The organism is Pseudooceanicola profundi (genome assembly GCF_050897955.1).
Taxonomy (GTDB): Bacteria; Pseudomonadota; Alphaproteobacteria; order Rhodobacterales; family Rhodobacteraceae; genus Pseudooceanicola.
In genome coordinates, this window is sequence record NZ_JBPAXZ010000001.1 from 1,031,679 (window position 1) to 1,044,094 (window position 12,416).

Here is a 12,416-nt window from a genome sequence, read left to right on the forward strand (position 1 = left end):
CGGGCGGCCCCCTCAATAATTCCCTGCGAAGAAATCTGAAGGCCCACACGGGCCCCCGAAGGAAACCGATTGAACGTTTGATACCCCCGCCCCATCGGGCTTCAGAGCTTATCTTTCCTGAAAGGACAGCGGACGAACCGCGAGGGGCAAGTGCACCGGCCGCGACCCGTCGGGAAATCACCCCATAATCGCCTTCCGCAGCATATTGAGCGCGACGAGGATCAGAAACAGTCCGAAAAACCGCTTCAGCGGTGCCGGGTCCATGGCATGAGCCAGCCTGACACCCAGAGGTGCGGTCATCAGGGTCATGGCGATGACCACGATGAACGCCGGCACATTTACGGCGCCGATGGTGAACGGGGGGCGTGAGGCCGGGTCGACCGGCAGCAGCAGGAAACCGACCGCCGACGGCACTGCGATCAGCACGCCGAAACCCGCCGCTGTCGCCACCGCCCGGTGGATCGGGACGTTGTGAAGGTTCATCAGCGGCACGCCGAAGCTGCCTCCGCCGATGCCCATCAGGACGGACAGAAAGCCCACGGCCGGTGAATAGACATACTGTTTTCCGCCACCCGGCATCTCTTCGGCGACCCGCCAGCCGTTCTTGCCCACGGCCATATACAGGCCGACACCCAGTGCCAGCACGCCAAAGATCATCTGCAACGTCATCGAGCGCAGCGACGATACCGTCAGCATGCCCACCACTGCCCCGACGACAATGCCGGGCGCCCAACTCCTGAGAATGCCCCAGTCCACCGCCCCCTTGCGGTTGTGACTGACGACGGACCGCAGCGAGGTCACGACGATCGTCGCAAGCGAGGTGGCAAGGCAGACCTGCATCGTCTGCGGGCCATCATGGCCAAGCATCTGGAAGGTGAAAAAGAACGACGGCACCAGCACGATGCCGCCCCCCACCCCCAGGAGCCCCGCCAAAACACCGGCAAAGCCACCGATCACGATCAGAAAGGCCAGCAGTTCAAGCGTCAGCGTCATATCTGTCATCGCGGATTTTCCATCGGTTCAGTTCGGTCCGTCTCCCGGCGTCAGGGTCTGCGCCGCGCCAGGACATCAGCCAGAACGACGAAGGACGACGCCACATGAGAGCGCATCAGCCGTCGCGTGGTCTCGGCATCCTGTTCGGCAATTGCATCGGCTATGGTGCGGTGCTCGGCACGGGAAGACACAAGACGGGTTGTGTCTTCGTGAAAGTTCGCAGTCCGCCAGCCGAGCGTACGCAGGTTCAGCTCGTCCAGAGTTGCGGACAGGATCGCATTGCGGGCGCCGGATTTGATGGTGTCGTGAAAGCGCGCGTTTATTTCACTGTAAAGTTCAGGGTCTTCGCAGGCATCCCCCTCTTCGACGATGGCCAGCAACTTGCGCCGTTCGATCTCGCTCATCCGGTTGGCTGCAAGGGCTGCCAACCCGCTTTCCACCTCACCTGCCGCCTCGAACAGCTCGGAAAGGTCCTCTGGTGCAAGTCGGCGCACGACAAAGGCCCGCCGGGCACCGCGTTCGGCCAGGCTTGCCTGTTCCAGCCTGTGCAGCGCCTCGCGCACGGGGGTGCGCGACACGCCGAATTGCTCGGCCAGGGCCTGCTCTATCAGCGGTTCTCCCGGGCCCATTCGTCCCGCCACGATCTCGTCGATCAGCGTCTCGAGGATGTTTTCTGCTGTCCGAATAGTCATCAGTCGCTGGCCTTCGCCGTTTGGTGCACTTTTATCTTGCTTATGTATACATGTCGTTTCAACCTGAATTCACCAGTCCAGGATGGAAACGGGAGGAATCATCCAAAAACGCCTCGAAATCAGTCCCTTCCGGCCAATCCGGGATGGATCGGAACCGCTGAAGCGCGCTGGCCTCATTGAAAATAGGGGAGGAGACCATGCCAACAGGAGAGACGACACATGAAAGAGATCGACCACAAGAAGGTCCTCGCCGAAAAGCTCTCGGCGCGATTTGGACGCAGAACCATCCTCAAGGGAATGGGGGCCGGTCTTCTGACCGCGGCAGCATCAGGCGGTATGCCGACGCTCGCCCGGGCACAGCAGAGCGGTCACATCAAGATCGCCTCGATCAAGGTGGTCGATACGCTGGATCCGCATTTCACCGGGTTCCTGTCCGCGATCCAGATCATCAACAATATCCATAACGGCCTGCTCAAGATCTCCTATGACGGGACCAACGTGACATTCGAGCCGGATCTGGCGGAAAGCTGGGACCTCGAAGACGACAAGACGCATGTGTTCAAACTGCGCGACGGCGTGAAATTCCACGACGGCACGCCCTGCGACGCCGAGGCGGTCAAATTCTCGCTTCTGCGCGTCAAGGAAGGCGAGCCCAAATCGCCGCATGCCTGGAAGCTTGCGTTGCTGGATACGATCGACATCATCGACCCGCTGACCATCAAGCTGACCTTCTCGAAACCCTATGCGTTCCTTCCCGTGGCGCTGAACGGCTCCACCGGACGTGCCGGCACCATCGTCAGCCCGGCCGCCGTGCAGAAATACGGGATCGACTACGGCCGCAATCCGGTCGGCACCGGCCCCTTCAAATTCGTGTCCTGGAAGGAAAACGACTCCATCGAACTGGAGGCCAACCCCGATTATTTCGAACCGGGCCTGCCCAAGCTGGAACGCGCGACCTTCATCCTGATGAACGAGGCCTCGACCGCGCTGGCCGCGCTTCTGGCCGGACAGATCGACGGCATGACCGACTGCCCCATGCAGCTGGTCGATCAGGTTGATGCCTTCCCGGGGGCCAACCTCTATGGCGAGATCGAGGGCAACTACACCTTCGTCGGAATGAACTGCAAACGCGCGCCGTTCGACGACATCAACCTGCGCCGCGCGGTGGCCTGGGCGCTTGACCGGGATGCCATCGTGAAACAGGCCTATTTCGGCCGGGCACAAAAGGCCTTCACCCCGATTTCCCCGCCGATGACCGACTTCTTCGACCCGGATATCGCGACGAGCGGGCGCGGCCAGTGGTTTGATCTGGAAAAGGCCAAGGAGTTCCGGGCCAAGGCCGCCAACCAGGGCGAGGTCGAAGTGACCTATGTGATGGCCGAACGTGGCCCCGTGGGCACCCGTATCGCGCAGACCGTCGCACCGATGCTGGCCCAGATCGGCATCAAGGCGAACCTCGAACTGGTCGAACCTGCAACCTGGCTGAAACGCCGGAACGAATCCGACTTCGACCTCTACGATTTCGAATGGGTGGCGGACCTCGACCCCGACGAGACGCTCTATCCCGAGTTTCGGTCGGATGGCGCCTGGAATTTCGGCGGCTGGATCAACACCGAATTCGACTCGCTCTGTGCTCAGGCGCAGGTCGTGCTCGATCCTGCTGAACGGCGAGAGCTGTACTACAAGGCCGAGGATCTGCTGATGGACGAGGCGGGCATCGCCGTCATGGCGCATATGCCCATTTACAAAGTGTTCTCGACCAAGGTGAAGGGGTTCAACTACATCCCCGCCGACCTGGTGAACCTGCACACGGTGAGCATCGGTTAATGCTTCTTCAGGCGATGGGAAAGATCGCGCAGACGATCGTCGTTCTGATCATCGTCTCGGTGGCCAGCTTCGGACTTCTGAAGCTGGCGCCGGGCGATCCGGTCCAGATCATGCTGGGCGCTGAATATTCCAAAGAAAGCTACGAGTCGCTGACGGCGGAACTCGGGCTCGATCAACCTTTCCTCGTGCAATACGCGGACTGGGCAATGCGGTTCGTGCAGGGCGACTGGGGCACGTCCTATGTCGCGCGAACCGAGATTTTTACCTTTGCCGTCACAGAGGCACTGCCCGTCACGCTGACGCTCGCCTCCTTTTCGCTGGCCTTCGCGATCCTGATCGGCGTGCCGCTTGGCGTGCTCTCTGCGGTCAAAAAAGACACGGCCTATGACGCGGGATCGGCGGTGCTGGCGCTGACCGGTACCGCCTTTCCATCCTTCCTGCTGGGGATCCTGCTGATCTGGTTCTTTGCGGTAAAGCTCCAGCTTTTCCCGGTGATGGGCTACGTCTCTCCTTGGGAGGACTTCTGGACCGGCATCTATCACATGATCCTGCCCGGCCTCACGCTGTCGACCTATTTCATCGCCATGATCACCCGGCTGACCCGCGCCACGCTCATCGAGGTGATGGAGCAGCCCTATATCGCCGCCGCCCGGGCGCGGGGCGAGCCAAGCTGGCGCGTGGTCTGGGTACATGGGGTGCGCAACATCGCCATGCCGCTTGTCACCATCCTTGGCCTTCAGCTTGGCACGCTGCTGCAGGGGACCGTCCTGACCGAAACCGTTTTTAACCTGCCCGGGATCGGCCAGATGCTGACCTCTGCCGTGCTGGGGCGCGAATATCTGGTCGTGCAGGCGGGCGTCATGGTGACCGCCACGCTGTTCATCGTGGTGAACCTGCTGGTCGACCTCTCCTATCCGTTTCTCGACCCCCGTCTGAGGGCGCGCAAATGACCATTCAGACCACCGGCGCCGTGAGCCGTCCCGCCGGGCGCGGCCGCAGATCGATCTTTCTCCGCCGGCCGTTCTTCACCGTCGCACTGATGGTCGCCGCATCCTATGTGCTCGCCGCGAGCTTTGCACCGCAGGTTGCGCCCTTTGACCCGGTGCTGCAGGACTTCAATGTGATGATGCAAGCGCCCTCCGCCGTACATCCGCTGGGCACCGACAGCTATGGTCAGGACATCCTGTCGCGGGTGATCTACGGGGCGCGATATGCGCTGATCATCGGCTTCGTGTCGGTGCTCATCGGTGCTGCCGGCGGTCTGGTAATCGGGCTGGCTGCCGGGCTGTCGGGCGGCTGGCCGGAATGGGCGCTCATGCGGCTGATCGATGCCATCCTTGCGCTGCCCTCGCTGATCCTTGCCGTGGCCTTCATCGCCATTCTCGGTCAGGGGGTCGACAAGGTCGTGATCGCCGTGGGCCTGTCGATGATCGGGCCCTTTGCCCGCACCGTGCGCGCCGATGTCATGCAGGTCCGCGTGCAGCTTTTTGTCGAGGCGGCACAGCTGATGTCGATCCCGTACCTCAGGGTGATCTGGCGCCACATCCTGCCCAATGTCATCTTTCCGCTGGCAGTCCAGGTCACGATCCGCATTTCCGAGGCGATCCTCGTATCCTCCTCCCTGTCCTTCCTGGGCATCGGCGTGACCCCGCCCACCCCTGACTGGGGCCTGATGATTGCGGAGGGGCGCGATTTCGTCAGCTTTGCGCCCTGGATGTCGGCCATGCCCGGCTTTGCCCTGGCATTGCTGCTGATCGCGTTGTCCATCGTGGGCGACGGCATCCGCGAAGAGTTCGACCCCAAGCTGCGGAAAGGCGCATGAAGGACATAACGTCGCAACCGCTTCTGACGCTCGAAGGGCTGACCGTTCATCGCGGCACGGCGAAAATCCTCGACCGGGTGAGCCTGTCGGTCGGACAGGGAGAGACGCTGGCGCTGGTCGGCGAAAGCGGCGCAGGCAAGTCGACGGTCGCGACCGCACTCATGCGGCTGCTCGACAGCGCGACGGTCGAGGGCACGGCGGAACTCGACGGCGAGGGCGACCTGCTGACGCTGCCCGAACGGCGCATGGTCAAGCTGCGGGGCCGCCGCCTTGGCATGATCTTTCAAGATGCGGGCGCCGCGCTGAACCCCGCCTACACCGTGGGCAAGCAACTGACGACCACGCTGCGCCGCACGCTCAGCCTGACAAAGGCCGAGGCCCGGACAAGGGCAGTGGAGCTGTTCAGATCGGTCGGGATCAATGACCCCGAAGGCCGCCTGTCCGCCTATCCGCATCAGCTGTCCGGCGGGATGCAGCAGCGTGTCATGGTGGCGATCGCACTTGCCGGCAATCCCGACCTGCTGCTGGCGGACGAGCCGACCTCCGCGCTCGATGTCACCATTCAGGCACAGATCGTCCGGCTGATCCTGTCGCAAACGCGCGCGCGGGGGGCGAGCTGCATCTTCGTGCTCCATGATCTCGCGCTTGCCAGTCAGGCCTGCGACCGCATTGTCGTGCTTTATGCCGGGCAGGTGGTCGAATCCGGGCCGGCACGGGATGTCCTCGATAACCACCGCCACCCGTATACGCGGCAGCTCAAATCCTGCGTTCTGGAAATCGGCACAGGCGAGGTGGCCGCGCCGGAAGGTACAGTGCCCCCGCACAGCCAGATGCCCGCAGGCTGCCGCTTTGCCACGCGCTGCCCGCGGGCCCTGCCCCGCTGCTGGACGGAGGCGCCTCCGGTTGAGCCCGCGCGACCCGGGGCGTCAGGCCCGCTCGACCATCATTTTGCCTGCTGGAACCCGGAATGATCATGCCGCCCCCCGCCCCCCGGACGACAGAGCCCGCCCCGGTGCCGCCGGTCTTCGAACTGATCGAGGTCGAACAGGTGTTTCCGGTGCCGAAACCCGGGCGCAGCCTGCTTAGTCGTGAAACCGTGGGGCTGCGGGCCCTCGACGGCGTGCGGCTGACCATCAATCAGGGCGCCTCGCTGGCGCTGGTGGGGGAAAGCGGTTCGGGCAAGTCGACATTGCTGCGCGTGCTGCTGGGGCTAGATGCCCCCAGCGGCGGCCGCGCGCTCTACCGTGCGCGGCCGATCCGGGAAACCCGCGCCCGCGGCACCCATTTTGCCCGTGACGTGGCGATGGTCTATCAGGACGCGCGCGGCTCGCTCGACCCGCGCATGACGGTCGGCGCGCTGATCGCCGAACCGCTGCGGCATTTCGGGATCGTGCCCCGGTCGCAGGAAGCCGAGCGTGTCGCCCAGCTGCTGGCGCGCGTGGGCCTGCCGCAGGACGCGGCCGAGCGCTATCCCACCGGTCTGTCAGGTGGACAGGTCCGCCGCGTTGCCATCGCCCGTGCCCTGGCGTCGGAACCCACTGTGCTGGTGGCTGACGAGGCGGTGTCGGGCCTCGACGTCTCGACCCAAGCACAACTGCTGACGCTGTTGCGGGGGCTGCAGCGCGACATGGGGCTGACGCTGGTTTTCATTACCCATGACCTTGGCGTCGCAAGCTATCTGTGCGAAGAGATCGCGATCATGTACCTTGGCCGTATCGTCGAAACCGGACCGACCGACGCCGTTCTCAATGCCCCCGCGCATCCCTATTCCGCCGCACTGCGCGCCGCAGCACCGCAGTTCTTCGAACCGCTGCCGGAACCGCTGCCCGGCGAAATCCCCAGCCCCCTTGATCTGCCGCGGGGCTGCCGCTTCTCCACGCGTTGCCCGGCAGCTCAACCGGATTGCCGGCAGCGCGATCCGCAACTTGGACGACAGGGTGCCGGGCGGGCAGTCGCCTGCCTGCATCCGCTCACAACCGCGGGCGCGCCTCCGATTGCGCCCCCCGGCCAGGATCACACTGCCCGGAAACACAGGCCAGACTGACAGGACCACCGATATGTTCGACTTCTTTTCCGCCCGACGCCCCAGCACGCTTGCCTCTCAGGCAATGATCGCCACCTCGCATCCGCTGTCCACTGCGGCGGGCCTTGATATCCTTGCCGCCGGCGGCACGGCTGTCGATGCGGCGCTGGCGGCGGTTGCCGTGCAATGCGTGGTTGACCCGCTGATGACCGGCATCGGCGGCGACTGCTTTGCCCTCTATGCGCCCAAGAACGGGCCGGTGAAGGCGCTGAACGGGTCGGGACGTGCGCCCGCCGCAGCTACTGTCGAGGCGCTGAAGGCGGCCGGCCTCACCGACGAGATCCCCCAGACCAGCCCGCATGCGGTGACCATTCCCGGCGCGATCTCGGCCTGGTGCCGTCTGCATGCAGATCACGGCACGCTTCCCATGGACCGGCTGTTCGCCCGTGCGATCCATTACGCCGAACAGGGGTTCCCTGTGACGCCGCGCGTCGCGATGGACTGGGCCGCCAATGCCGCGATCATCGGCGGCGACGAACATGCCGCCAAGCTGTTCCTGCGGGACGGCAAGGCGCCGGTCACCGGCCAGATGGTTGCGCAGCCGCTGCTGGCCCTGCGCCTGCGCGAGATTGCGGCCAAGGGGGCGGCGGGCTTTTACGAAGGCGAGACGGCCGCGCGCATGGCCGCGCACCTTCGCACGCTCGGCGGTCTGCATACCGAGGAGGATTTCAACGAGGCCCGGGATCAGGCACATTGGACCACCCCGATTTCGACGCCTTACGGGGGCCACGAGGTCCATGAATGCCCGCCCAACGGTCAGGGCCTTGCCGCGCTGCTGATCCTGCGCATCCTGTCCAAGTTCGACATGGGACGCGGCCTGTCCGAAGCCGACCGCATCCACCTTCATGCCGAGGCGACCAAGCTGGGCTATCACCACCGCGACGCACTCATTGGTGACCCCGCCGCCTGCCCGGGCGTGACCGAGACGCTGCTGTCGGACGAGGTCGTCGATACGCTGGCCGCGCGCATCGACATGTCCCGTGCCCTGCCGCCCACGCTCTGGGACGAGCCGGAGCACAAGGACACGATCTACCTCTGCGTGGTGGACCGCGACGGCAATGCGCTCAGCTTCATCAACTCGATCTTTCACGGCTTCGGATCGACCCGGCTCGACCCCGCGACAGGCGTGCTCTTCCATTCGCGCGGGGCATCCTTCCGCCTGATCGAGGGCCACCCGAACGCGATCGGCCCCAAGAAACGCCCGATGCACACGATCATTCCCGGAATGCTGTGCAAGGACGGTGTCCCGGTCATGCCCTTCGGTGTGATGGGGGGGCAATATCAGGCCGCGGGCCACGCAGCCTTCCTCTCTGGCGTGCTGGATTGCGGCATGGACCTGCAACAGGCGATGGATGCGCCCCGGAGCTTTGCCCATGACGGTGAGCTTCAGATCGAGCCGGGCGTTTCGGAAGAGGCCCGCAGCGACCTCGCCGCGCGCGGCCACAAACTGGCGTTGCAGACCAGCCCGATCGGCGGCAGCCAGGCGATCCACCTAAGCCCCGAAACCGGCCTGCTCACCGGCGCCAGCGATACCCGCAAGGACGGGATGGCCCTCGGGTTCTGACCGATGTCACCGCTATCCTGAGGACATGCGCAAGCGCCGTGAACGGCGGCGTGCCGCCCGTTCAGGATATCGGCGCAAGACGCAGCATGTGACCAGGCGCTGCCGCCTCATCTGATTGTCGTTCTGGGAACAGGCTGATGTCAGAACACCGCCTTTTCAGAGGAGCAGATGTACGGTGGCGCATTACGCGGCATCGCGCAGGTCGATAAACAGCGACAGGGAATTGGCAAGCGCACGCCAGCCAGCGACATCACGACCATCTGCTTCGCAGGCTCCAATCGCAGCGCCAATATGCGACACCGGAACGCCAGCACAGGCCGGGACGACGCCCGGCGCCGCCCTCGGCTCCGGCTCAGCGCCCGCGGAACCGGGGCGGGCGTTTCTCGGCAAAGGCCGCCCGGCCTTCGCGGTAGTCCTCGCTGTCGAAACAGGTCTGCACGGCCTCGGTGATGGCCGCAATATCGCGCTGATCCGGATCCTGCCCGACGGCACGGATCGCCATTTTGGCCGCCGCAATGGTCAGAGGTGCGTTGCCCGCGATCTCTTCCAGATAGGCCTGCGCCGCCGCATCGAACCCCTCGGCCGCAAAGGTTCTGTTGATCAGCCCCATGCGCAGCGCCTCGTCTGCCGGGTATTTGCGCGCGGTAAAGAAGATCTCGCGGGCATTGGCGGGCCCCACCACATCGACAAGCGCCTTGATGCCCGAATAACGATACCCCAGCCCGAGCCGCGCGGCCGGAACGGCAAAGCGCGTATCCTCTGAGGCGATGCGCAGGTCGCAGCCAAGGGCCGTCGCCACGCCGCCGCCGACACACCACGTGCGGATCACGGCAACCGTCGGCTTCGGACAGGCGACAATGGCGGCATGGGCCTCTGTCCCGACGCGGTCGTATTCCGCGACCTGATCTGGTGTGGAACGCCTGGTCGCGAATTCCGAGATATCGGCACCCGAGATGAACGACGCCTCGCCCTCCCCCCGCAGCGCAACAACCCGCACGTCGTCGTCCGCAGCAAGATCATCCAGCGCCGCCGGGATTTGCCGCCACATCGTATAGGTCACCGCATTGCGGCGTTTCGGATTGGCGAAGATCATCCAGCCGACGCCGTCCCTCACCTCGATCCGGATGGTGGGCGCATAGCCGTCGGCCTCGGCTTCGGGGACGATTTTTTCAAGCTTGCTCATGCGATGTTCTTCTCACGAAATGTTTTGATCTCTCCCGTCGTATAGCCCAATTCGGCGAGGATCTCTTCGGTATGTTCGCCCGCTTCGGGCGTGGCGGTCCGTATTTCACATTCAAGCCCGTCGACCTGGAACGGCTGGCCCAGCAGATGCTGGCGCCCGCGGGTCGGATGATCCACCTCGACCACGATGGGCAGATGGCGGACCTGCGGGTCTTCGAAGACCCGGTCGATGGAATTGATCGGACCACAGGGGATGCCGGTATCCAGCAGCGCCTCGGTCAGCGCCTGCGACGACCATGTGCGCGTGATCTCGTGCAGGATGGCATTCAGCCGGTCGCGATTGGCCAGCCTCTCACGCGGGCCGCAATAGGCCGGGTCATCGACCAGATCGGGGCGCCCGATGACCCGGCAGAAATCCTGCCACATCCGCGCGCCATTCACCGCGATGTTCATCGCCCCGTCAGCGGTCGGATAAACCCCCATGGGCACGGCTGTGGGGTGATCATTGCCCGCCTGCTGCGGCACCATTCCGTCGATCAGCCAGCGCGTCGCCTGAAAATCCAGCATCGCGATCTGGGCCTGAAGCAGGCTCGACTGGATCCACTGGCCCTTGCCGGTACGATCCCGGTCAAGCAGAGCCATGGTGATCCCCAGCGCACAGAACAGCCCCGCCGTCAGGTCGGCCACCGGAATGCCCGCCCGCACCGGCCCCTGCCCCGGCAGGCCGGTGATCGACATCAACCCGCCCATCCCCTGCGCCACCTGGTCAAACCCCGGCCGTTCCGCATAGGGCCCGGTCTGCCCGAAACCGGAAATCGACCCGACCACCAGACGCGGATTGCGCGCATGCAGCGTCTCCCAGTCTACCCCGATGCGTTTCTGCACGCCGGGGCGGAAATTCTCGACCAGCACATCCGCGCGGTCGACCAGCCTGCCCAGCACCTCCTGCCCCTCGGGGGTCTTGAGGTCCAGCGTCAGGCTGCGCTTGTTGCGGTGCAGGTTCTGGAAATCGGAACTGTCGCGATTGCCATAGCCCGCCGCATCCTCGGGCGGCTCGATCTTGATGACATTGGCGCCCCAGTCCGCGAACTGCTTGACACACGTCGGGCCCGACCGGATGCGCGTCAGATCAAGGACGGTGAAACGATCAAACGGCAGCCCGGTCATTCCGCAGCCTCACGCAGCGGTTCCTCTTCGACCGGGATGACGGCGGCCGTGGGCAAGGCAATCCAGACCTCAGAGCCTTCGGGGAAATCCTCCTCCGGAGGCCCGGCCGCGCGCAGGCTTTGCCCGCTCTCCAGCGACAGGCCATAATCCCAGCGCTCGCCAAGGAAAATCCGCTCGGCCACCCGGCCGGGCAGATACAACACACCCGGCTCTTCCGGAGCAGGTGCCCCCGCCCGCACCAGAAGGCGCAGGTTCTGCGGCCGGACGGAGGCCAGCAAAGGCCCGTCCGCCCCGCCCGGCGACGGCGCCTCGAATCCGTCAAAGACCATCTTGCCGGCCTGCCTGCGCCCCTCGATCAGATTGGTCCGCCCGATGAATTCCGCCGCAAACCGGGTCCGGGGCCGGGAATAGAGCGCATGCGGCGCCTCGATCTGTTCGATCCGGCCCGCGTTGATCACCGCAATCCGGTCAGAGATCGCCATCGCCTCGGACTGGTCATGCGTCACGTAGACCGTGGTGATCCCGTATTCCAGATGCATGCGCTTGATCTCGCTCCGCATATCCTCGCGCAGATTGGCGTCGAGGTTCGACAGCGGCTCGTCCAGCAGCATCACCTTGGGCTGCAGGGCAACGGCCCGCGCCAGCGCCACCCGCTGCTGCTGCCCGCCCGAGAGCTCTGCCGGATATCGGCCCGCAAGGTGATCCAGCTGCACGACGCGCAGCACCTCGGCCACCTGCCGGGCAATCTCCTCCTTGGGCAGCTTTTTCATCCGCAGACCAAAGCCCACATTCTGCGCCACGGTCATGTTGGGCCAGATCGCGTAGGACTGGAAGATCATCGACATCTGCCGCTTTTCCGGCGGCACCACGCCGGAAGGCGACGAAATCTCCTGCCCGTCCAGCAGGATCGTCCCCTCGGTCGGCGTGATGAACCCGGCGATCATGCGCAGCGTCGTGGTCTTGCCGCAGCCCGACGGGCCCAGCAGCGACAGGAATTCGCCGTCCCGCAGGGTCAGCGACAGGTCATCCACCGCCTTGAACGGACCATAGGCTTTGCTCAGCCCCTTGAGTTGCAGGGTCGTCATC

Annotated in this window: 11 protein-coding genes; 6 read left to right on the forward strand and 5 right to left on the reverse strand. The window is 64.7% G+C overall.

The window, feature by feature from the left end; translation table 11 throughout:
• Nucleotides 1–177: 177 nt before the first annotated feature.
• Nucleotides 178–1,002, reverse strand: a complete 825-nt coding sequence (locus ACRARG_RS05185) for a sulfite exporter TauE/SafE family protein (protein WP_432688927.1) — start codon at nt 1,000–1,002, stop codon at nt 178–180.
• Nucleotides 1,003–1,043: 41 nt separating this feature from the next.
• On the reverse strand, nt 1,044–1,685 hold the full coding sequence (locus ACRARG_RS05190) for a GntR family transcriptional regulator (RefSeq protein WP_432688928.1): 642 nt from the start codon (nt 1,683–1,685) through the stop codon (nt 1,044–1,046).
• 219 nt (nt 1,686–1,904) lie between these two features.
• Here ACRARG_RS05190 and ACRARG_RS05195 point away from each other — a divergent pair, with 219 nt between their 5' ends.
• Genes ACRARG_RS05195 through ACRARG_RS05220 form a run of 6 tightly spaced genes read left to right on the forward strand, consistent with a single transcriptional unit; the run spans nt 1,905 to nt 8,981 of the window.
• Nucleotides 1,905–3,512, forward strand: a complete 1,608-nt coding sequence (locus ACRARG_RS05195; RefSeq protein WP_432688929.1) for an ABC transporter substrate-binding protein — start codon at nt 1,905–1,907, stop codon at nt 3,510–3,512.
• A complete protein-coding gene (locus ACRARG_RS05200; RefSeq protein ID WP_432688930.1) occupies nt 3,512–4,462 on the forward strand; it encodes an ABC transporter permease in 951 nt (316 codons plus the stop codon). The genes ACRARG_RS05195 and ACRARG_RS05200 overlap by 1 nt, the downstream gene beginning before the upstream one ends.
• The gene (locus tag ACRARG_RS05205; RefSeq protein WP_432688931.1) at nt 4,459–5,334 is read left to right on the forward strand and encodes an ABC transporter permease; all 876 of its coding nucleotides are present in this window, start codon (nt 4,459–4,461) and stop codon (nt 5,332–5,334) included. The genes ACRARG_RS05200 and ACRARG_RS05205 overlap by 4 nt, the downstream gene beginning before the upstream one ends.
• On the forward strand, nt 5,331–6,305 hold the full coding sequence (locus ACRARG_RS05210; protein ID WP_432688932.1) for an ABC transporter ATP-binding protein: 975 nt from the start codon (nt 5,331–5,333) through the stop codon (nt 6,303–6,305). Before ACRARG_RS05205 ends, ACRARG_RS05210 begins: the two co-directional genes overlap by 4 nt.
• Nucleotides 6,302–7,378, forward strand: coding sequence for an oligopeptide/dipeptide ABC transporter ATP-binding protein (locus ACRARG_RS05215; RefSeq protein WP_432688933.1), 1,077 nt, complete (start codon nt 6,302–6,304; stop codon nt 7,376–7,378). The genes ACRARG_RS05210 and ACRARG_RS05215 overlap by 4 nt, the downstream gene beginning before the upstream one ends.
• A gap of 13 nt (nt 7,379–7,391) precedes the next feature.
• Nucleotides 7,392–8,981: a gamma-glutamyltransferase family protein gene (locus ACRARG_RS05220; RefSeq protein ID WP_432688934.1), complete on the forward strand. Its 1,590-nt coding sequence runs from the start codon at nt 7,392–7,394 to the stop codon at nt 8,979–8,981.
• A gap of 352 nt (nt 8,982–9,333) precedes the next feature.
• Here the strand turns inward: ACRARG_RS05220 and ACRARG_RS05225 are convergent, their stop codons facing one another.
• The 3 genes from ACRARG_RS05225 to ACRARG_RS05235 are packed head-to-tail and all read right to left on the reverse strand — an operon-like array spanning nt 9,334 to nt 12,415.
• Entirely contained in the window at nt 9,334–10,164 is an 831-nt protein-coding gene (locus ACRARG_RS05225) for an enoyl-CoA hydratase (protein ID WP_432688935.1), read from the reverse strand.
• The gene (locus tag ACRARG_RS05230) at nt 10,161–11,330 is read right to left on the reverse strand and encodes a CaiB/BaiF CoA transferase family protein (RefSeq protein WP_432688936.1); all 1,170 of its coding nucleotides are present in this window, start codon (nt 11,328–11,330) and stop codon (nt 10,161–10,163) included. The genes ACRARG_RS05225 and ACRARG_RS05230 overlap by 4 nt, the downstream gene beginning before the upstream one ends.
• Nucleotides 11,327–12,415, reverse strand: coding sequence for an ABC transporter ATP-binding protein (locus ACRARG_RS05235; protein ID WP_432688937.1), 1,089 nt, complete (start codon nt 12,413–12,415; stop codon nt 11,327–11,329). The genes ACRARG_RS05230 and ACRARG_RS05235 overlap by 4 nt, the downstream gene beginning before the upstream one ends.
• Nucleotide 12,416: the final 1 nt, after the last annotated feature.